The organism is Leucobacter chromiireducens subsp. chromiireducens (assembly GCF_016758255.1).
Taxonomy (GTDB): domain Bacteria; phylum Actinomycetota; class Actinomycetes; order Actinomycetales; family Microbacteriaceae; genus Leucobacter; species Leucobacter chromiireducens.
Genome location: NZ_QYAD01000005.1, coordinates 142,273 through 162,278 on the forward strand (window position 1 = coordinate 142,273; position 20,006 = coordinate 162,278).

The following is a 20,006-nucleotide window of genomic DNA, read 5'->3' on the forward strand; positions in this document are numbered from 1 at the left end:
AACGACGCTACGGGGCGGGGTGTGCGATCGGGGGACAGGCCGTGTCGAGATCCGGACAGTGCGGGATCAGAGCCGGCCCGCGTACTCGCCCGGGGTCGCGCCGACCGTCTTTCGAAACGCTGTGACGAAGGCACTGGGAGTGCTGTAGCCGACCTCCCGCGCGACGACCTTGACGCTCATGCCGTCGGCGAGCAGGCCGAGCGCCGCGCGCATCCGTACCAGGCGTCGCCACTGCGCAAAGCTCAATGCGATCTCCGCGGAGAACGCGCGCGTCAGCGTACGCGCCGTCATGTTGAGCAGGGACGCCCACTGCTCGAGCGAGCGGTCGTCGGCGGGATCGTGGAGGATCATCTCGACGAGCATCGCCAGGCGCGGGTCGCTCGGGATGGGCACATCGAGCTCGATCGTCTCGGTCGTCTCGAGCATGTCGACGCAGACGCGCTGGGCACGCACGCGCTGCTCGACGGTCATCTGTGCGCGCTTCAGGTGAATGAGTAGTTCGCGCACTGCTGGGACAAGGCGTACCGCGACCGGACGGTGCCAGCTCTCCGCCCACCCCGCCGTTGTGAAATAAGTGGCGCGCACGGCGGTACGGTCCCGGGTCTGGCCCTCGTGTTCCACGCCGGCGGGGATCCACAGGCCAATGCCCGGGGTGACGGTCCACTGGCGTCCCGCGACGTGCATAGTCGCGACGCCGCGGTCTGTCCACAGCAGTTCGTGCTCGGGGTGCGTGTGTGGCGTCCAGATCACGGGGTGCTCCGGCTCGTGCACGCTCGTGGTGAGGAGGTAGGGGTGCGCGACGTTGCGCTCAAGACCGGCGGTGAGGTGGGGGCCGGGCATGGCGAGCGTGGGGCGCGGAGCGAGGGAGAGCATGGAAACCTTTGTGGAAGCGTTGTTAGTGTCACCTAACTTTAGTCAGATGTTCGCGATTCTGCTGGGAGTGCCGGCGCCTCTGGGGAGTTGTCGCCTCGCCCACATCATCCTCTGGTCGACGCTATTCCACAGAAGTAGGCTCCTGGCGAGACGGTTCCGCTCGCGCGCAGTGACGCGCCTAACGTGGCGGCATGACTCAGCACCCTGCCCCGCTTCAGGCGACGGGACCGCCTCGGCGTGACCGTGTGGCTACGCGCGCGTGGAGCGCTGAACGGGTGCTTGCGGAACTCAGCGAGCGCGCACCCGAATACGCTCCGGAGGAAGCACCCGTCACGGAAAGGGCACCGGACCCGGCAGGCCACCGGGGAGCTGAGCGGGCTGCACCGGAGAGCCTGCGCGTCGCCGCGAGCCATGAGGATGCGCGGCCGGCGTTGCGTCGGGATCCGACGCTGCCCTGGCGCGAGCGCGTGCTCCGCGCGCTGCGGGCTCCTGTCTGGGCAGGGGTCACCGTCTTCGTCATTGTCGTGCTGGTGGCGGTTGGTGTGGCTGCCGTGCGCAGCGGTGGCGCGGCGAGTCCAGTGAGTCGAGTGAGTCCAGGGGCGCCAGGCAAACAAGTGGCGAACGCGTCGCCCGGCGAGACTTCTGCCGAGGGAGCACAACCGCACGCGCTCCCGGCGGCGGGTGACAGCCCACCGAGCGACGCAGCAGGGAGTGGCGCGACGCTGTGGATCCACGTAGTGGGAGAGGTCCGTGACCCCGGGCTCGTCGAGCTGGCAGCCGCTGCCCGCGTTGCTGATGCGATTGCTGCCGCCGGTGGGGCGACGGCAGCCGCGGAGCTCGCAGGGGTGAATCTCGCGCGCACGCTACAAGACGGAGAGCAATTGCGCGTACCGAACGCGCAGGAGGCTGCTGCTGCCGGGCCGCCAGGCGCGGCCGACGGGATTGCGCCCGGAACGGATGGGACTGCAAGGGGTGAGCCTGGCGGGGGAGCCGCGCAGCCGACCGCGCAATTCGTGAGCCTGAGCCGCGCGAGCGCCGCGGAGCTGGAAACGCTTCCGCGCATCGGGCCGGCGCTCGCGGCGAGAATCCTCGAGTGGCGCGAGTCGAATGGCGGCTTCGCGTCCGTCGAGCAGCTCCTTGAGGTCCCGGGGATTGGCGATAAGACCCTCGACGGGTTGCGAGAGTACGTGGTGCCGTGACGCCGGGCCACTGGCGTGTGCTCGCGCCGGCGCTTGCCGTGTGGCTCGCCACCGCAATCGTGCTGCCACTCGGCGGTGGTGCCTGGCTGAGTTGGGTGGGTACGGGGCTCGGCGTGAGCGCCCTCGCGGCCGTGCTGTGGCGCGAGCGTCGACACCGAGGGGTTCGGCGGGGGAGCGCCCTTGTGTCCGTGCTGATCGCAGCTGCGTGTCTGGTACTGCTCGGCGTCCAGCTCAGCGCCGGCGAGGCGGCGCGGTCCGAACTTCGCCAGGGCCCAGCCGATGCGGTACGCGAGGTGCGCCTCACGGGCTTTGTCTCCCTCGGATCAACGGGGCTTCCCTGGGCCGCCGGCACCACGCAGACAACCCGTGGGATCGCGCCGGTGCTCCTCTGGTGCGGCGAGCGCGTCCACGGGTGTGGCACTGCCGAGTGGGCGCCCGGGGCGCAGCTGCGTGTTCGAGGACGACTCGTGGCCCTTGAGCCCAGCTCGTCCGCCGCTGCGGGCATCCGTGTGCGTGAGGTCGAACTGAGTGAGCCCGCGCCACCAGCGGAGCGAACCGCGGCAGCATTGCGCGCTGCACTGAACGTCCGAGCTGACGATTTCCCCGGTGCCGAGCTCGTTCCCGGCCTCGCAGTCGGCGACACCTCCCTCGTGAGCGAGACGCTCAGCTCGCAGATGCGGGCGAGCGGCCTCACCCACCTCGTGGCGGTGTCCGGTGCAAACTGTGCGCTCGTCACTGGCGGGGTCGGCCAGCTCGCTGCTTGGCTTCGGCTTGGACGGCGTACGCGGATCACCGTGCAGGCAGGTTCGCTGCTGCTCTTCGTCATCGTCGTGGGCCCGGAGCCCAGCGTGTACCGCGCGGCAGCCATGGCGACGGTGATACTCCTGTCGCGCTTTGGTGGGCGTCGTGCGATCTCATTGCCCGCGCTCGGCGTCGCCGTTCTCGTGCTGCTCGTCCGCGACCCGTGGCAGGCGCTCCACCCGGGATTCGTGTTGTCGGTGGTCGCGACCCTTGCGATCTTGCTCGCCGCCACGCCGGTCGCCGGTGTGCTCAGGCATCGCGTGCGACTGCCCGGGTGGGTCGCGCTACCGGTGGCGGTCGCGCTCGTCGCGCAGCTTGCCTGCGCGCCGTTCCTCATTCTCCTCCAGCCGGAGATCTCGGCCGTCGCCGTGCTCGCGAATGTGCTCGCTGCCCCAGCGGCGCCGGTGGGAACAGGGCTTGGCCTGCTTGCGCTCCTCATGCTTCCGCTCTCAACGCCGCTCGGGACCCTGCTGCTCAGCCTCGCAACGCTCCCCGCACGATGGGTGATGGGCACTGCGGCGGTGAGCGCGGGGCTCCCGCTCGCGCGTCTCCCGTGGCCTGCCGGCTGGCCGGGGGCGGTGTTCCTCGCGGCCTCGGAGTCCCTCCTGCTACTCGGGTGTGTGCTGGCGGTTCGGAGTTCTGTTCGCAGGCCGCACCGCCGCGCACCCTGGCGCGACCCACCCAAGCCGAGGGCGAGTACGCGCCGAGCGTCGGCGATGCTCGTCGGTGTGGGCATGGGGGCACTTGTCGCCCCGACGCTCCTGGTGCCCGCGGTGTGCCGACTCGCGGTGCCTCAGGACTGGAGCGTCGTCGTGTGCGATGTGGGGCAGGGGGATGCGATCCTCATCCGCAATCCGAGCGCGCCACGCGAGGTCATGCTGGTGGACACCGGGGACGATCCAGCGGCTCTTCGCGCGTGCCTCGATCGCTTTGGGGTGCGCTCACTCGCCTGGCTGGTCCTCAGCCACGATCACCGCGATCACATCGGCGCACTTCGCGAGGTGCTCGACCGCACGGAACAGGCGTTGATTGCACCACCCAATCAAGAGGACGGCGAACAGCGGTCGCTCGTTGCCGAGCTTGTGGCAGCGCGAGTGCCACTCACGATGCTCTGGGACGGCGACCTTGGCGGCGATGCAGTGCGTTGGCGTGCCCTTGGTCCACGTCGCGGGATCACGCCCCCGGATGCGAACGGTGCAAGCGTGGTCTTGCAGGTGTACGCGGGTGAACTCACGGTGCTGCTCACGGGAGATACGGGACGCGCCGCACAGCGTGCGCTGCTGACTGGGCATGGAGTACCTGACGCAAAAGCCACCGCATGCGCGGCTTTGGTCGGAGCCGTGCGCGCTGACGTGCTGAAAGTTGCGCACCACGGCTCGCGTGATCAACACCCGTGCATTGCCGCGGCGGCTAGTGCCGAGCTTGCAGTGATCTCGGTGGGAGCGGGAAATCGGTATGGGCACCCGGCGGGAGAAACGCTGCGTCAGCTCGAGAGCGCAGGAACTGCGGTGTGGCGCACCGACACGGCCGGCACGCTCGCGCTCAGTGGTGAGCCAGGCCGGATCGTGGTGTGGGCCGAGTACCCCGATGGGAAGCCCGAGCAGCCGTGAGGCAGCGTCCGAGTGTCACCGGTCCCAGCTAGGCTGAGTAGGTGGCAGCAGCACGAAGTACCCCAGCGAAGTCCCCGCAGATCGAGTGGTCCGAGGCCCGGCCGGCCCCGGTTGTTCTCGTGAGCGGGCCCGAGGCGTTTCTCGCGGACCGTGCTGGTCAGTCGATCCGCGCTCAGCTCCTTGAAGCGCACCCCGACCTTGAGGTGCACGACATTGATGCGGCGAGCTACGCCGCGGGCGAGCTGTTCACGGTAGCGAGCCCCTCGCTGTTCGCGGAGCCGCGTCTCATCCGTGTTGAGGCCGTTGAGAAGTGCTCTGATGCGTTCCTCGAAGACGCGAAGCGCTACGTCGCTGAGCCTGCAGAGGACACCGTGCTGGTGCTTCGCCACGCGGGGGGTCAGCGCGGAAAGGCGCTCCTGGACCTCCTCCGCAAGGGCACGGGGGGTGCCATCGAGATCGCCTGCCCCGAAGTGAAGAAGGACGCAGACCGCCTCGCCTTTGTGCAGGCGGAGTTCCGGCGCCTGGGCGCGCAAGCGACCCCTGGGGCCTCACGCATGCTCGCGGCAGCGTACTCCGGCGGTATCGGTGAGCTCGCGGGTGCGTGTGCGCAGCTTGTCTCTGATGTCGGCGCGCGCATTGGTGAGGATGAGGTGAACCGCGCAACCGAGGGGCGCGTGGAGACGAACGCGTTCCGGGTGGCCGATGCAGCGACGGCGGGTCGTGGCGCAGATGCGCTCGTGCTGCTGCGCCAGGCGCTCTCCACGGGCACGGACCCGATCCCGCTGCTCGCCGCGCTCAACATGAAGGTGCGAGCGCTCGCTCGTGTCTACGGCGCGAGCGGCAGCAGCGGTCAGCTCGCGAAGGAGCTCGGCATGGCACCGTGGCAGGTTGAGCGCGCGCAGCGGGAGGTTCGCGGTTGGCGCGAGGGTGACCTTGCCCGCTGTATTGACCAGGCTGCCGAAACGGAATGGATGCTCAAGGGCGGCACCCGCGACCCGGAGTACGCGCTCGAGAAGTTCGTGCTGCTCGTTGCGCGGCGCGGCCGCGCCCGCTAACTCACTACCCCGCGCAGGCAACCGGCTCTGCGCGGGGTGGACGGGGTGGTACTGAACGAACCCCGGGGCATGCAAAAGGGGCCCCGCCGAAGCGGAGCCCCTTCGTGACCCGTGTGGGTCAGAAAGCCAGAAGCTTAGAGCGCAGCAACCTTCGCAGCGAGAGCCGACTTGCGGTTCGCAGCCTGGTTCTTGTGGATGACGCCCTTGGAGACAGCCTTGTCGAGCTTGCGGGTGGCAAGCTGCAGCTTCTCCTGCGCAAGCGCCTTGTCGCCAGCGGCGATCGCGGTGCGGGTAGCGCGCACGGCGGTGCGGAGCTCGCTCTTGTACGCCTTGTTGCGCTCAGTCGCCTTCAGGTTGGTCTTGATGCGCTTGATCTGCGACTTGATGTTTGCCACGTTGTGGTGTGTCCTTATCCGGTACGGGTGAAACAGATGGATCCGCGCGGCGAGAGAGGGCACCTTGCGGGTTGTGTGGTGTGAGCCACACGCAAGCCAAGAGTCCACTCTATCAGACGCCCGGGCCCAGAGAAACGTCTTCTCGGAGGTGTGTTGCGCTCTGCCTCCACGAGTGCGACGCCTCGGGGAGCGCGTGCCTGGAAGATATGCCCCTGATCACACGCGCCGCGCGCACGCGCGTGAAATGGACACCTCGCACGTGGGCCGTGCGATAATGGCTCACAATGTCTCCACGCAGCGTCAACCCCCCAGTCCCGGCGTCGACCGACCCCGCGCGCATTCGCAACTTCTGCATCATCGCGCACATCGATCACGGCAAGTCGACGCTTGCCGACCGTATGCTGCAGGTCACGGGCACTGTCCCTGACCGCGAGATGCGGGCGCAATACCTCGATCGCATGGATATCGAGCGCGAGCGCGGCATCACGATCAAGTCGCAGGCAGTGCGCATGCACTGGGATGCCGATGGCAACTCCTACGCCCTCAACATGATCGATACGCCCGGTCACGTCGACTTCAGCTACGAGGTATCTCGCTCACTCGCCGCGTGCGAGGGTGCGATCCTCCTCGTCGACGCAGCGCAGGGCATCGAGGCTCAGACTCTCGCGAACCTGTACCTCGCGATGGAGAACGATCTCGAGATCATTCCCGTGCTGAACAAGATTGATCTTCCCGCCGCCGACCCCGAACGGGTGTCGCGCGAGATCGCCGAACTGATCGGCGGCAACCCCGACGAGATCCTGAAGGTTTCGGGCAAGACCGGCGCCGGCGTCGAGGAACTGCTCGACCTTGTGGTCGCACGCATCCCGGCTCCCGTCGGTGTCGCTGATGCGCCGCCGCGCGCGATGATCTTCGACTCCGTGTATGACCCGTACCGCGGCGTTGTGACCTACGTGCGCATGGTCGACGGAAAGCTCAGCCCGCGCGAGAAGATCCAGATGATGTCGAACGGATCGGATCTTGAGGCGCTCGAGATCGGTGTGTCCTCGCCTGAGCCCACGCCAACCAAGGGCCTTGCCGTTGGCGAGGTCGGCTACCTGATCACCGGCGTGAAGGACGTGCGTCAGTCGAAGGTGGGCGACACGGTCACCGCGAAGCGCAACCCTGCAACGGAGGCGTTGCCCGGCTACACCGATCCGAAGCCGATGGTGTTCTCGGGGCTGTACCCGCTCGACGGGAGCGACTACCCGATTCTGCGCGAGGCGCTCGACAAGTTGAAGCTTGAGGACGCCGCGCTGCAGTTCGAACCCGAGACGTCTGTGGCGCTTGGCTTCGGCTTCCGCTGTGGCTTCCTGGGCCTCCTGCACCTTGAGATCATCTCGGAGCGTCTGCGCCGTGAGTTCGATCTCGACCTGATCGCGACCGCGCCGAGCGTGGTCTACCAGGTGGTCACCGAGGACGGCGGCACCGTCACTGTGACCAACCCGTCCGAGTACCCCGATGGCAAGATCTCGAGCGTGCGTGAGCCCGTCGTCAAGACCGCCATCCTCGCGCCGAAGGACTACGTTGGCGCGATCATGGAGCTGTGCCAGAGCCGTCGCGGCAGCCTGCTGGGCATGGAATACCTGGGCGAGCGCGTCGAGCTGCGCTACAGCATTCCGCTCGGTGAGATCGTGTTCGACTTCTTCGATCACCTGAAGAGCCGCACGCAGGGCTACGCGAGCCTCGACTACGAGCCCATGGGAGACCAGGAAGCCGACCTCGTGAAGGTTGACATCCTGCTGCAGGGCGACAAGGTCGACGCATTTAGCGCGATCGTGCACCGCGACAACGCGTACCACTACGGCACGATGATGACGGAGCGCCTGCGGAAGCTGATCCCGCGTCAGCAGTTCGAGGTCCCGATTCAGGCGGCGATTGGCGCGCGCGTTATTGCTCGAGAGAACATCCGCGCCATCCGCAAGGACGTGCTTGCCAAGTGCTACGGCGGCGACATCAGCCGGAAGCGCAAGCTGCTCGAGAAGCAGAAGGAAGGCAAGAAGCGCATGAAGATGGTCGGTCGCGTCGAGGTGCCGCAGGAAGCCTTCATTGCCGCGCTTTCCGGCGATGTGGAGGGCAAGGAGCAGTCGAAGCGATGAGCTCTGGGGAAGGAACCCGGCGCAAGAGTCACGTCGACATGCCCGTTGCGTACGCCGCGGTGGGCGCTTCGCGCGCACCCGATTTGCTGCGCTTCCCGCCGGAGGGCAGCACGCCGTACCGAGAGGAGCTGCGTCTCGGGAGCGGCCAGGAGCGATTCATCCTGGCCTCGAGCTTGCTCATGACCTGGGGTGCCCAGCGAGGTGCTGGCGCGACGGTGACCGAGAACGAGCGCGGCGCCGGATCCGAGTACCAGGGTCCGCAGTTCGACAGCGACGGTGTGCCGCAGGCCGCCGCAGAGCCTGAAGAGCACTTCGGCCCGAATGGTGAGCCGTTCGTGGTTGCGGGTACTCGTGCGACGCTCAGCATCCCGGGCAACGAAGACCGAGCGGTGCTGGTGATCTACACGATCACCGAGGCCCGCGTCATCGGCTTCGCCTGGGGCACGAGCGACGAGAACGGTGCCGTTGGCGAGCAGCTTTTCACGGTCGAGCTGCGCGACGATGACACGGTGTGGGCGGTCGCGCGCGGTTTTCTTGCTGCGCCAAAGGGTGGGCTGTTTGGTCTGCGCGCACGCGCCGAGGTGCGCGGCGCGGTTGCAGCGGTGCGCGCGCAACTTGCCGCACTGCTGCCTGGCGCTCAGCCGAGCGCAACGCTCGGTGCCAGCGGGGACGCTGTCGCCGACGTCGCCCCCGAGCCCACGCCCCCTGCCGAGGCATCGGAGGAACCAGCGGCACCCGCGGAGGTCGTCGATGAGGCTCCCGTCACCGCGGTGATCGAGCTGTCTGAGACCGACGCGGAGGAAGCCGAGACTGACGCCGAGACTGCGGGCGAAGCAGCGACAGAGGTCGAAACCGAAGCAGCGGCTGAAGTGCGCCCAGAAGTGCCGTCTACTGCGAGCGACGCTCCCACCGCGAGCAACTCGCATCAGCGGCGGCCAAGCTCGCCGCGGTCGGCGTAGCTCATGCCGAGTGTGCTGCCCGAGGGCGATCCCGCACCCGAGAACGGAGCGCTCCCCGGGAGCGTGATCGCCGGGGCCGAGGATCGCCGCTTTGGCGTCTACGTCCACGTGCCGTACTGCAGGGTGCGCTGTGGCTACTGTGACTTCAACACCTATACGGCAAGCGAGCTCGGCGGGACCCGTCGCGATGAGTACGCCGAGCAGGTGCAGTGGGAGCTCGAGTTCGGAGCGCGCGTGCTCCGCGAATCGGGCCTTCCTGAGCGGCCAGTTTCGACGGTGTTCTTTGGTGGAGGCACGCCGACGCTTTTGCCCGCGTCTGACCTCACCTCGATGCTGAGCACGATCCAGAGCGAGTGGGGCCTCGCCCCTGGGGCCGAGGTTACCACCGAGGCCAACCCGGATTCGGTGGACCTCGACTACCTCCGCGAACTTGCAGCGGCGGGTTTTACGCGGGTGAGCGTGGGGATGCAGTCGGCCGTGCCGCACGTGCTGGCCACGCTCGATCGCACCCATACCCCGGAGCGTGTGCCACAGGTTGTGGCCTGGGCGAAAGAAGCCGGCCTGCAGGTGAGCGTCGATCTGATCTATGGCACGCCAGGGGAGTCGCTCGACGACTGGCAGCGCTCGATTGACGCAGCGCTCGCGAGCGAACCGGATCATATCTCCGCCTACGCGCTGATTGTTGAGGCCGGCACGAAGCTCGCCGCGCAGATCAAGCGCGGTGAAGTTGCGGAGCCGGACGAGGATCTCCACGCAGAGATGTACGAGCTGGCGGACGCGCGCTTCGCCGAGGCGGGGTTCAGCTGGTACGAGATCAGCAACTGGTCGCGCTCCGCGGACACACGCTCGCGCCACAACCTCTCGTACTGGACCGGTGAGGACTGGTGGGCAGCAGGGCCGGGCGCGCACAGCCACGTCGGCGGCGTACGCTGGTGGAACGTGAAGCATCCGGGCGCCTACGCGAGCCGTGTGCACGCGGAAGTTTCGCCCGCGCACTCGCGGGAGACGCTGACCGACGATGCTCGTCGCGAGGAGCGCGTGCTGCTTGAGACTCGGATCTTCGACGGCCTTTCCACGGACACCCTGACGGCAGATGAACGCCGGGCTGTGCCACAGCTGATCGCTGACGGGCTCATCGACGGCCGAGCCGCGATTGGCGGCCGCATCGTGCCGACGCTGCGCGGTCGACTCCTCGCAGACACTGTGGTGCACCGATTGCTGGGTGCGTGAACGCCGCCCGGAGTGAGCTCTGCGGAAGACACGCGGGTTCGCTCTGAGCGAGGCGGGCTGCAGTGCGCAGGTGCTGCGCTAGACTTAGCACTCAGGGTTTGGGAGTGCCAACCCGGCAAGACGGCGAGGAGGGGCGAGTGGTTTCAGAACGCAGCCTGGCCGTCCTGCACGCGATCGTGAGTGACTACGTCTCGTCGAACGAGCCCGTCGGATCCAAAGCAATCGTGGATCGACACCAGTTCGGCGTGTCCGCAGCGACGATTCGCAACGACATGGCGTTGCTCGAAGACGACGAGTTGATCGCCCAGCCGCATACCTCCTCGGGGCGGGTGCCCACGGACAAGGGCTACCGGCTATACGTTGACACCCTCGCGAAGGTGCGCCCGCTGACGGCCGCGCAGCGCACCGCGATTGAGCGGTTCCTCGGGGAGTCGAGCGATCTGCACGACGTCATGGGTCGCACGGTACGCCTCCTCTCCCAGCTGACGAACCAGGTTGCGGTCGCGCAGTATCCCTCGCTGCGCCGAACCGTGGTGCGCCACATCGACCTGGTGGCGATCGCTGAGGATCGTGTGCTCTGCGTGCTTATCCTTGGCAGCGGCGTGGTGGAGCAGCAGATCGCTTGGTTGCCCGCTGCGCAGGTCACCGAGGCCTGGGTACACGGCCTGCGCGATCGGATCGCGGCGGCCGCCGTGGGGAGCGACGTGGAAGCCGCAGCAGCGGCGATCACCGAGCTCGCCGACCGCGTTGACGACTGGTCAACTCCGGACGAGGCCGAGCTGGTGCGGCGCGTGCTGGAAGTCGTTGAGACCCAGCTCCGCGCAAACCGCAGCGACCGGATTGCCGTGGCGGGGGCCGCGAACCTCTCTCGCCCGGGGGAATTTCAGGGCTCGCTCCCCGTGGTCCTGGAAGCGATCGAGGAGCAGGTCACCCTCCTGCGGCTCTTCGACGAGCTCGTGCAAGACGGCCGGGACGTTGCTGCGTCGATCGGGCGCGAGAATCACGCCTACGGGCTTTCCGCGGCGTCCGTGATCGCTTCGAACTATGAGGAAGAGGGCGCCTCAGTCTCGAAGATCGGCGTGCTTGGCCCTCTGCGCATGGACTATGCCGGCAATATTTCCGCGGTACGGGCGGTCGCCCGTTACCTGAATCGAATTCTGGGGGAGGAGCGGTAGCCTGTACAGCTTCTGCTCCACTCACCCAAGCAACACACCTGAGGAGTTTCACCCGTGGCTGATCACTACGAGACGCTGGGCGTATCGCGCGAGGCGACGCCCGAGGAGATCAAGAAGGCGTACCGTCGGCTTGCCCGCGAGCTCCACCCCGACGTGAACCCGAGCGAGGATGCGGCGGAGCGCTTCAAGGGCGTGACCCACGCGTACGACGTGCTGAGCGATCCTGAGCAGCGTCAGCGCTACGACATGGGCGGCGGCCAGGGCGGCGCGAACGGCTTCGGGGACATCTTCGAGACCTTCTTCGGCGGCGGCTTCGGCGGCGGTCAGCGCGGCCCTCGGTCGCGCGCCGAGCGCGGCGACGACGCGATGATCCGCGTCGACGTGTCGCTCGAGGACGTCATCTTTGGCGTGCAGCGCGAGGTGACGATCAACACCGCCGTGCTGTGCTCGGTGTGCCAGGGCAGCTGCACGCAGCCCGGTACGCACCCCGTCACCTGTGACGTGTGCGGCGGCCAGGGGCAGGTGCAGCGCCAGGTTCGTTCGCTCTTCGGCAACGTCATGACGATGCACCCGTGCGGCAGCTGCCAGGGCTACGGCACCATCATCGAACACCCCTGTGTGGAGTGCGCGGGCAAGGGGCGCGTGCGCGAGCGCCGCACCCTCAACGTCGACGTGCCCTCCGGAATTGACACCGGGACCCGCCTGCAGATGCGGGGCGGCGGCGAGGTGGGCCCCGGCGGCGGGCCGAACGGTGATCTCTTCATTGAGTTCCGCGTGATGCACCACGATATCTTCAGCCGCGATGGCAACGACCTGCTCTGCACGATGCAGGTGTCGATGGCCGACGCAATTCTCGGCGCCGAGGCGAGCCTCGAAGGCCTCGACGGCACGGTAGAAACCGAGGTCACCGCCGGCGTACAGTCGGGCGACGTCATCACGGTTCGCGGGCGCGGCATCCAGGGTCTGCGCAGCACGACCCGGGGCGACCTGAAGATCGCGGTGCAGGTACAGACCCCGCAGAAGCTTTCGGGTCGCGAGAAGGATCTTGTGCGCCAGTTCGCTACGCTGCGCAAGGACGATCCGCCCCACCTTGGTGAGTTCCACCAGGGCTTCTTCGGCAAGATTCGAGACCGCTTCTTCCGGCAGGGCTAGTCGTGGCGAACCTCTACTATCGCGAGGGGCTGCCCGCACCGGCGTTCGCGGCCGGCGCCACCATCGAGATCGATGGCGATGAGGCCCACCACGCGGTGCGGGTGAGCCGACTGCGCGTCGGCGAGCGAATCCTCGTGGGGAACGGTGCAGGCGTGCTCGCGGAGGGCGACGTCACCGTTGTGGAGAAGCAGCGTTTCGCGGTGCAGATTGACCGCGTGCGCGAGCACGCGCGACCGGCGACCCGGCTGACGCTCGTCCAGGCGCTTGCGAAGGGTGACCGCGACGAGCGTGCCGTCGAACAGGCCACCGAGTTCGGCGTCGACGGCATCTCGCCGTGGGGCGCCGAGCGTTCGGTGTCTCGCTGGACCGGCGTAGAGAAGGCCGAACGGGGCACCGCAAAGTGGCAGCGCATTGCGCGCGAGGCCGCAAAGCAATCGCTTCGCGCCTGGCTTCCGGAAGTCACCGATCAGCTCGGGATCGATGATCTCGCGGCCGCCGCCGCACGCGAGGACACCGCCGTACTGGTGCTCCACCCCCGGGGCGAAACCGCGCTCAGCGCATGGGCCGCCGGCGCGCAGGGTCTACCGCTCGCCGAGATCCGTGTGGTGATTGGACCCGAGGGCGGTTTCAGTGACGCCGAGCTCGACACGCTTGAAGCGGCCGGCGCCACAATCCTCGTGCTCGGCGAGACGGTGCTCCGCACATCGAGCGCCGGCCCCGCCGCGCTCGCGGTGCTCAACGTTGCCCTCGGTCGCTGGTGAGTGCCAATCCCGTGCGTTTGGGTGGCAGTGGGCCCGATCCCGATCTGCTCATTCGAGGCGCTGGCGTAGAATGAGTGGCATGGCAGCAGATACGGTGTTCGGCAAGATCGTCTCGGGGGAGATCCCCGTCGAGCTCCTCGCGGAGACGGAGCGCGTCATCGCGTTCCCCGATATGCACCCGCAGGCACCCGTCCACATCCTCGTGATCCCGAAGACGACCGCGTACGACAACGTGGTTGAGCTCGCGGCCGCCGAGCCCGAGACGCTCGCGGAAATGGTGGCGGTTGCGAAGCAGCTCGCGTCCGAACACGCCAACGGCGAGTTCCGCCTCGTATTCAATAACGGTGCATCGGCCGGCCAGACCGTGTTCCACGTGCACGCGCACGTGCTCGCCGGCGGCCTCGAGGAGGGATCGCTCGGTGGAGCCTGAACCACCCTCGGCAGACGCCACCCCAGAAGCGGCGCAGCTGCAACGCACGCTGCTGATGCGCGGCGTCGACTTGGCCTCGTTCCTGGGACACCGTGACCAGCTCATTCGCGACCTTGAAGCGCAGCACCCGACGGTGACGTTCCACGCCCGCGACGAGGTGCTCACGTTGCGCGGCCCCGCATCTGAAGTGCGAGCCGCCGAGGCGGTCGTACTCGAGGTGCTCGAGATTGCGCGCCGCAGCGGGCCGGTCTCCCGAAACGACGTGAGAGAGGTCACTCGTATGGTGCAGGAGGGAAGCGGGGCGACCGCCGCGCAGGTGCTGAGCGAACCCATTCTCTCGGTGCGTGGCAACTCGATTCGCCCGCAGACACGTGGTCAGCGCGCCTACGTCGACGCCATTGATGCGAACACCATCGTGTTTGGGATCGGGCCCGCCGGCACCGGAAAGACCTACCTCGCGATGGCGAAGGCCGTGCAGGCGTTGCAGCGGCGCGAGGTGGCGAAGATTATCCTGACGCGCCCCGCGGTTGAGGCGGGCGAACGGCTCGGCTACCTCCCCGGCAGCCTTGAGGACAAGATCGACCCGTACCTGCGCCCGCTCTTCGACGCGATCGGCTCGATGATGGACGCGGAGCTCGTACCCAAGCTGCTCGCGAGCGGCACAATCGAGGTCGCTCCGCTCGCCTACATGCGCGGGCGCACGCTGAACGAGGCGTTCGTGATTCTCGACGAAGCGCAGAACACCACGCCCGAGCAGATGAAGATGTTCCTGACACGACTCGGGTACGGCTCGAAGATGGTCGTCACGGGCGATATCACGCAGGTTGATGTGCCCGCGAAGGCGAGCGGTCTGCGCGTGGTGAACAAGATTTTGCGAGGCGTCGAGGACATCCACTTCGCAGAACTCGGCGCGGATGACATCGTGCGACACAGCCTCGTGGGTCGCATCGTCGACGCCTACACAGCATTTGATGAGCGCCAGTTCGCTGCGCGCCAGGCGGCGGTGCGCCCCGCCGAAGAGAACGACACTGCCGAGGAGGCACAGCGATGAGCGTGGAGATCAACAACGAGTCGGAGATTGAGGTCGAGGAGAGCCGCATGCAGCGGCTCGCCGCGTTCGTGCTCGAGTCAATGCACGTGCATCCGGATACGGAGCTCGGTGTGGTGCTGGTGAACGAGGCCGCGATTGAGCAGCTCCACGTGCAGTGGATGGACGAGCCCGGCCCGACTGATGTGCTGAGCTTTCCGATGGACGAGCTGCGCCCCGGCCGTGTTGACGCGCAGACCCCGGCTGGGTTGCTGGGCGACATCGTGATCTGCCCCCAGGTCGCCGAGGCCCAGGCTGAGGCAGCCGGGCACGATCTCGCGCAAGAGATTTCCGTGCTCCTCACGCACGGCATGCTGCATTTGCTGGGTTACGACCACGCGACGCCCGATGAGGAGGCTGAGATGTTCGGTCTCCAGCGCGATCTGCTCCTCTCCTTCGCCATGCGCGAGCGCTCTCGATGAGCCCTGCGCTCGTCGCACTGCTGCTCGGAGCGGCGGTTGTTCTGCTCGCGAGTGGTGGTCTGCTCGCCGCAGCGGACGCCGCGCTGGGGGTGCGGTCGCGCGCGGAGCTCCTCACGCTGGCTGAGGCCTCACCGCGCACCGGATCCGCAATTCGCGCAATCGCGGATGATGAGGATCGCCACTCGAACGCGCTGAGTTTTGCGCGTGTGTTCGCGGAGACGCTCGCCGCGGTGCTCATCACCCTCGTGCTTGCGTACTCACTTGACGAGCTCTGGCTCGAGCTGGTGCTCGCCTCGCTCGTGATGACCGCGCTCACGTTCGTGCTTGTCGGCTCCAGCCCGCGCACGGTGGGAACGCACCATCCGGATCAAGTTATCCGCTTCGCGGCACCAACGATTCGCGGGATCACGGTGATCCTCGGGCCCATCGCCGTCGCGCTGAAGCGATTTGGGGATCGGGTCACGCCTGGCCGTGGGGCGGGCAGCTCACGGATCCGCGACGAGCAGCAGCTCCTCTCGATGGTGGATCAGGCCGCCGAGCAAGAACTTCTGGAAGACGACGATCGCGAGTACATTCACTCCATCATGGAGTTCGGCGACACGCTCGTGCGCGAGGTGATGGTGCCGCGGATTGATATGGTCACGCTTGAGAGCACAGCGACGGTGCGTGAAGCGCTCGACTTCGTGATCGCCTCGCGTCACTCACGCGTGCCAGTGATCTCCGGCGACGTGGACGATGTGGTGGGAATTGCCTACCTGCGTGATCTCAGTGGTTTCCACCTGCGCCGCACCGAGGAAGCGCTCTCGTCGCCCGTGACCCGCGTGATGAAGCCCGCGGTGTTTGTGCCCGAGACACAGCGTGCGGACAAGCTCCTGCGGCAGATGCAGCAGGAGGCGAACCACCTGGCGCTCGTTGTCGACGAGTACGGTGGGATCTCCGGCCTCGTGACGCTCGAGGATCTGATCGAGGAGCTCCTCGGTGAGATCAGCGACGAGTACGACCGGGACGTTCCTGAAGCGGCGGAGCAGGCCGACGGCTCCTACCTGGTGAGCGCGCGCTTGTCCGTGGACGACCTGGGCGAGCTGTTCGGCATCGAACTTGACGATGATGAGGTGGACACCGTGGGTGGCCTCTTCGCGAAGACCCTGGGCCGCTTGCCGGAACAGGGCGACACCGTGACCGTCGCCGGCATCGGTCTCACAGCAGCAGCACTTGAACGTCGACGGCAGCGACTGCTGGCCGTCGAAGCCCGTTGGTTGGGCGAAACAGACTCGGAGGAAGAAGTATGACGGAGCAGCACGAGAGCGACGCAGTGAGCGCGGCGGGCGGTGCGGACGCTGACTTCCGTGCCGGGTTCGTCTCCTTTGTGGGCCGCCCGAACGTTGGCAAGTCGACCCTCACGAACGCGCTCGTGGGTGAGAAGATCGCCATCACGAGCCCGAAGCCGCAGACCACCCGGCGGGCCATTCGCGGCATCGCGCACCGCCCGAACGGCCAGTTGATTATCGTGGACACGCCCGGAATTCACCGGCCGCGCACGCTGCTTGGTGAGCGGCTGAACGCACTCGTGGAGGCAACTCTGGGTGATGTCGACGTCATTGGCTTTTGCGTGCCTGCAACGGAGAAGCTCGGCCCCGGCGACCGCTTCATCAACGAGCGGCTCGATGACTTCCCGCGGGCAAAGAAGGTCGCCATCCTGACGAAGGTCGACGAGGCATCGCAGACCGAGATCATCGATCAGTTGACACGCCTCGGCACCCTTCGCGAGTGGGACGCCGTGGTGCCGATCTCGGCTGTGACGCGTGAGCAGCTGGATGTGCTCTCGGACGTGCTCCTCGAGCTTATGCCGCAGTCGCCTCCGCTCTACGACTCGGAAGAGACGACCGAGGAGAGCGAGGACGATCGGATCGCTGAGCTGATCCGTGAGGCCGCCCTCGACGGTGTGCGCGACGAGCTGCCGCACTCGCTTGCCGCCACGGTGGACGATCGCGTTGAGCGTGACCCTGAGGAGGACGGCACCCCGGGCCTCCTCGAGATTTACGCGTCACTCTATGTTGAGCGCGACAGCCAGAAGGGCATCGTGATCGGCAAGGGTGGCTCTCGCTTGCGCCACGTCGGCGAGACTGCCCGACGCGAAATTGAGGCCCTCCTCGGACGACGGGTCTACCTGTCGATGCGCGTCAAAGTACTCAAGGAGTGGCAGCGCGACCCGAAGGCGCTCGGTAAACTCGGCTTCTAACGCTTCCGCCCCGGGAAGCGGGGGAAGGGAACGATGGACGATATCACCGCACAGGCCGACTTCAGCGCGCTCGGCGCAGTGAGCGGCGCAGCCGCCCTGGTTTGGTACGTGCTCTCAGCAATTGCGCTATGGCGGGTCTTCTCGAAGGCCGGGTACCCGGGCATTCTGGCGCTCATCCCGATCGTCAACATTTTCATCCTCGTCAAGGTCGCCGGCTACTCGGCCTGGATGACGCTGCTTTACATCATCCCGATCGTGGGCTTTATCTTCGCGCTGTTCGTCGCGATCCGCATGGCTGAGCGCTTTGGCAAGGGTGGCGCGTTCGCGATCTTCCTGCTCTGGCTATTGAACCCGATCGGCTACTTCATCATCGGTTTCGGCGAGGCACAGTACCGACCGCGCGGCTAGATCTTCCAGTCGCGCACCCGCGCACCCGCGCTGGGCCGCTTGTCAACACGGGGGTAGGTTTCCATGCGTGGAAACCTACCCCCGTGTTGCGTACCTACCCCGGTCGGAGCGGTCAGCGGACGATCAACGAGCTAGCGGCCGCCGGCGAAGCCGCCGCCGCCGCCACCGCCCGCGAAGCCACCCCCGCTCGAACCGCCCGCGCTGCTGGACGATGTGCTTGTCGCATTGGCCAGCGAAGACGTGAGCTGCGAGATTGAGCGATCGAAGTTGTCGAACCCTGCCGAAACGACCCCCGGGTACCACAGCGGCAGATACGTTGGCTCCTGCTCATAGCGGGTCGCGAGCGCCTTGCCCCACTCCTTTTCGAGTCCGAACAGCATGGCGTAGGGGAGCAGGCGCTCGTACACCTCGATGACTTCGCTGCCATCGACCGTGCGTCGCTCAGCGGTCGACGCCGCCTGGAGCATGGCGATCCGATCCGCTTCCGCCACGCGAATGAACTCGCGGACGCCCAACAGGTAGTTCCGTGCCTCCGCGCCCGCGGGGGTGAGGACTCGGTGCTTGATGACCCCGGCGATGCCGAAGCCGAGGCACAGCACCGCGAGGATCGCAGCGATCGCCGGCGTCGCTGAGAGCCGCGTGGACGCCCCCAACACGACGAACACCACGAGCACCGCGGCAGTCGCGAGGCTCACACAGCCCAGCGTCCGCCCGAGCGGACTTCGCACCTTCTCTTGATAGCCGCGATCGAGTGCCGCCTGAGGCCCGCGAGCCGCGAGCTCAGTCATCTGCGAGGAGAACTTCGAGCTCTCCTTCGGGATCGGAAAGAGCGTGCCCGCGGCCTTCCCCGCGAAGAGGGTATCGACGGCCGCGGTGTCCAGCGGATCGCCCACCCGAGTGGCGTCGAGCAGGCGGAAGCCCAGACGCGGTTTCTTGCGGGGCTTGCCGTCCTTCCGTGGCACCTCCTCAATGCGGGTGGCGCCGAGCAGTGCCAGATGCACCAGCTCAGCGGGAGGGGTGGGATGCGACGCACCCGCGAGCGGTCCTGCGAGGAGCGGCGGGAGCCCAGCCGGCACGTCGTACTGGGCCACGACCGTTCGGGTGCCGCGTCGCGCACGCCGCATGTGCACCACGGCCAGGGTGCTTGCACCGCCCGCGGCAAGGCCGCCGCCCGCAACAATGAGTGGCAAAGTATCGAGCGTGAAGTTCGGCAATCGCTCCTCAGGCTGAGTGATCGTGCCGGGTGCCATCCCAATCGCAACGGAGACCCCCTCGTTGGGCGCGAGCGACGTCGGTGCGACCTGGAATAGCGCCGGATCGCTGCCGGGAATCCGAGCAACCGTGCACTCAGACTTCGAGCCTTCCGTCCCGGCGTAGCAGCGCGACTGGCCCGTGAGTTCCGCGCTCAGTGCGGGGGAGAGGGTGACTTCGGCGGCGAACTCGCCGATCGGCTGAGCGCGCGTAAATGGTACGAGATCCCAGTAGAACTCGTCGGCCTTCCCGTCGTCGCGCGCGAGGACCACATCGTCCAGCGTGTAACTGATCACGTAGTCCTGCGCACCGTGGACATAGCGGTCGTCGCCGGTGAGCACGGCGAGGAAGTCGTCTCCCGAGTCGGAGCTGACGGTGTCGACCTCGAACGGGATGGGGGTGCCCGCCGCGTCGGTCACGCTGAAGTCTCGGGGATCGGTTCGGGCGCCCTGGTACACGTCCGGGATCCCGCGCACCATCCCCTTGTTCTGATCGGCATCGGGAAACTCCGCGGTGATCCGCTCAACCACGTGCGCGGTGGCACGGCCGTCAGCAGTGCGATCCAGCGCAATCTCAACGTGCCAGCTGCGGTAGCTGAACGCATCCAAGTCGCCATCGGCGTTCGCGGAGGCAGCACCCGGTGCGAACAGTGCGAGCCCAACGGCCCCAAGCAAGGTGAAGAGCGAGAGCCCGAACCGGCGAGGATGTGTCATGGACTCCAGCCTACGCAGGCGTGGCACATCCGCGAGGCGACTCGGCCGGTGCGGCGCCCGTGATAGGGTGGCCACATGCTGTTCGGCTCGCTTCTCCTTAGCTGCCGC

18 protein-coding genes are annotated in these 20,006 nt (G+C 67.2%); 15 read left to right on the forward strand and 3 right to left on the reverse strand.

Annotated features, from left to right (window positions below):
- Nucleotides 1–66: 66 nt before the first annotated feature.
- On the reverse strand, nucleotides 67–873 hold the full coding sequence (locus D3226_RS13415; protein ID WP_202383111.1) for a helix-turn-helix transcriptional regulator: 807 nt from the start codon (nucleotides 871–873) through the stop codon (nucleotides 67–69).
- A gap of 191 nt (nucleotides 874–1,064) precedes the next feature.
- Here D3226_RS13415 and D3226_RS13420 point away from each other — a divergent pair, with 191 nt between their 5' ends.
- Genes D3226_RS13420 through holA form a run of 3 tightly spaced genes read left to right on the forward strand, consistent with a single transcriptional unit; the run spans nucleotide 1,065 to nucleotide 5,538 of the window.
- The gene (locus D3226_RS13420) at nucleotides 1,065–2,072 is read left to right on the forward strand and encodes a ComEA family DNA-binding protein (protein WP_202383112.1); all 1,008 of its coding nucleotides are present in this window, start codon (nucleotides 1,065–1,067) and stop codon (nucleotides 2,070–2,072) included.
- Nucleotides 2,069–4,483 carry a ComEC/Rec2 family competence protein gene (locus D3226_RS13425; RefSeq protein WP_337249006.1) on the forward strand — a complete coding sequence of 805 codons (2,415 nt, stop codon included), beginning with the start codon at nucleotides 2,069–2,071 and terminating at the stop codon, nucleotides 4,481–4,483. Before D3226_RS13420 ends, D3226_RS13425 begins: the two co-directional genes overlap by 4 nt.
- A 41-nt stretch (nucleotides 4,484–4,524) precedes the next feature.
- The gene (holA, locus tag D3226_RS13430; RefSeq protein WP_202383113.1) at nucleotides 4,525–5,538 is read left to right on the forward strand and encodes a DNA polymerase III subunit delta; all 1,014 of its coding nucleotides are present in this window, start codon (nucleotides 4,525–4,527) and stop codon (nucleotides 5,536–5,538) included.
- Nucleotides 5,539–5,672: 134 nt separating this feature from the next.
- On the opposite strand, the gene rpsT is transcribed toward holA, so the two are convergent.
- The gene (gene rpsT / locus D3226_RS13435; protein WP_202383114.1) at nucleotides 5,673–5,933 is read right to left on the reverse strand and encodes a 30S ribosomal protein S20; all 261 of its coding nucleotides are present in this window, start codon (nucleotides 5,931–5,933) and stop codon (nucleotides 5,673–5,675) included.
- A 284-nt stretch (nucleotides 5,934–6,217) separates the two neighbouring features.
- On the opposite strand from rpsT, the gene lepA reads away from it, so the two are divergent.
- The 12 genes from lepA to D3226_RS13495 all read left to right on the forward strand — a co-directional run bounded on the left by lepA (nucleotide 6,218) and on the right by D3226_RS13495 (nucleotide 17,934).
- Complete coding sequence (gene lepA / locus D3226_RS13440; RefSeq protein ID WP_202383115.1) at nucleotides 6,218–8,071, forward strand: translation elongation factor 4; 1,854 nt, start codon at nucleotides 6,218–6,220, stop codon at nucleotides 8,069–8,071.
- Nucleotides 8,068–9,030: a DUF1990 family protein gene (locus D3226_RS13445; RefSeq protein ID WP_202383116.1), complete on the forward strand. Its 963-nt coding sequence runs from the start codon at nucleotides 8,068–8,070 to the stop codon at nucleotides 9,028–9,030. The genes lepA and D3226_RS13445 overlap by 4 nt, the downstream gene beginning before the upstream one ends.
- A 3-nt stretch (nucleotides 9,031–9,033) precedes the next feature.
- Nucleotides 9,034–10,260 (forward strand): radical SAM family heme chaperone HemW, encoded by a 1,227-nt coding sequence (gene hemW / locus D3226_RS13450; RefSeq protein ID WP_202383117.1) that lies wholly within the window; start codon nucleotides 9,034–9,036, stop codon nucleotides 10,258–10,260.
- A gap of 137 nt (nucleotides 10,261–10,397) precedes the next feature.
- Nucleotides 10,398–11,435: a heat-inducible transcriptional repressor HrcA gene (gene hrcA, locus D3226_RS13455; protein ID WP_202383118.1), complete on the forward strand. Its 1,038-nt coding sequence runs from the start codon at nucleotides 10,398–10,400 to the stop codon at nucleotides 11,433–11,435.
- A 54-nt stretch (nucleotides 11,436–11,489) separates the two neighbouring features.
- On the forward strand, nucleotides 11,490–12,587 hold the full coding sequence (gene dnaJ / locus D3226_RS13460; RefSeq protein ID WP_202383119.1) for a molecular chaperone DnaJ: 1,098 nt from the start codon (nucleotides 11,490–11,492) through the stop codon (nucleotides 12,585–12,587).
- 2 nt (nucleotides 12,588–12,589) lie between these two features.
- Complete coding sequence (locus D3226_RS13465) at nucleotides 12,590–13,348, forward strand: 16S rRNA (uracil(1498)-N(3))-methyltransferase (RefSeq protein ID WP_202383120.1); 759 nt, start codon at nucleotides 12,590–12,592, stop codon at nucleotides 13,346–13,348.
- A gap of 79 nt (nucleotides 13,349–13,427) precedes the next feature.
- Nucleotides 13,428–13,778: an HIT domain-containing protein gene (locus tag D3226_RS13470; protein ID WP_202383121.1), complete on the forward strand. Its 351-nt coding sequence runs from the start codon at nucleotides 13,428–13,430 to the stop codon at nucleotides 13,776–13,778.
- Between the two features lie 55 nt (nucleotides 13,779–13,833).
- Complete coding sequence (locus D3226_RS13475) at nucleotides 13,834–14,829, forward strand: PhoH family protein (RefSeq protein WP_202383200.1); 996 nt, start codon at nucleotides 13,834–13,836, stop codon at nucleotides 14,827–14,829.
- Nucleotides 14,826–15,287, forward strand: a complete 462-nt coding sequence (ybeY, locus tag D3226_RS13480) for an rRNA maturation RNase YbeY (RefSeq protein WP_202383122.1) — start codon at nucleotides 14,826–14,828, stop codon at nucleotides 15,285–15,287. The genes D3226_RS13475 and ybeY overlap by 4 nt, the downstream gene beginning before the upstream one ends.
- Entirely contained in the window at nucleotides 15,284–16,576 is a 1,293-nt protein-coding gene (locus tag D3226_RS13485) for a hemolysin family protein (protein WP_202383123.1), read from the forward strand. The genes ybeY and D3226_RS13485 overlap by 4 nt, the downstream gene beginning before the upstream one ends.
- Nucleotides 16,573–17,526: a GTPase Era gene (gene era, locus D3226_RS13490; protein WP_202383124.1), complete on the forward strand. Its 954-nt coding sequence runs from the start codon at nucleotides 16,573–16,575 to the stop codon at nucleotides 17,524–17,526. The genes D3226_RS13485 and era overlap by 4 nt, the downstream gene beginning before the upstream one ends.
- 33 nt (nucleotides 17,527–17,559) lie before the next feature.
- Entirely contained in the window at nucleotides 17,560–17,934 is a 375-nt protein-coding gene (locus tag D3226_RS13495; protein ID WP_202383125.1) for a DUF5684 domain-containing protein, read from the forward strand.
- Between the two features lie 131 nt (nucleotides 17,935–18,065).
- On the opposite strand, the gene D3226_RS13500 is transcribed toward D3226_RS13495, so the two are convergent.
- Nucleotides 18,066–19,898, reverse strand: coding sequence for a DUF2207 domain-containing protein (locus tag D3226_RS13500; protein WP_202383126.1), 1,833 nt, complete (start codon nucleotides 19,896–19,898; stop codon nucleotides 18,066–18,068).
- Nucleotides 19,899–20,006 lie beyond the last annotated feature (108 nt).

Coding starts and splice junctions, on each gene's coding strand:
- D3226_RS13475 (WP_202383200.1), top strand. CDS start 13,834: ATGCGCGGCGTCGACTTGGCCTCGTTCCTGGGACACCGTGACCAGCTC.
- lepA (WP_202383115.1), top strand. CDS start 6,218: ATGTCTCCACGCAGCGTCAACCCCCCAGTCCCGGCGTCGACCGACCCC.
- D3226_RS13420 (WP_202383112.1), top strand. CDS start 1,065: ATGACTCAGCACCCTGCCCCGCTTCAGGCGACGGGACCGCCTCGGCGT.
- ybeY (WP_202383122.1), top strand. CDS start 14,826: ATGAGCGTGGAGATCAACAACGAGTCGGAGATTGAGGTCGAGGAGAGC.
- era (WP_202383124.1), top strand. CDS start 16,573: ATGACGGAGCAGCACGAGAGCGACGCAGTGAGCGCGGCGGGCGGTGCG.
- hemW (WP_202383117.1), top strand. CDS start 9,034: ATGCCGAGTGTGCTGCCCGAGGGCGATCCCGCACCCGAGAACGGAGCG.
- D3226_RS13470 (WP_202383121.1), top strand. CDS start 13,428: ATGGCAGCAGATACGGTGTTCGGCAAGATCGTCTCGGGGGAGATCCCC.
- D3226_RS13495 (WP_202383125.1), top strand. CDS start 17,560: ATGGACGATATCACCGCACAGGCCGACTTCAGCGCGCTCGGCGCAGTG.
- D3226_RS13445 (WP_202383116.1), top strand. CDS start 8,068: ATGAGCTCTGGGGAAGGAACCCGGCGCAAGAGTCACGTCGACATGCCC.
- D3226_RS13485 (WP_202383123.1), top strand. CDS start 15,284: ATGAGCCCTGCGCTCGTCGCACTGCTGCTCGGAGCGGCGGTTGTTCTG.
- D3226_RS13500 (WP_202383126.1), bottom strand. CDS start 19,898: ATGACACATCCTCGCCGGTTCGGGCTCTCGCTCTTCACCTTGCTTGGG.
- D3226_RS13415 (WP_202383111.1), bottom strand. CDS start 873: ATGCTCTCCCTCGCTCCGCGCCCCACGCTCGCCATGCCCGGCCCCCAC.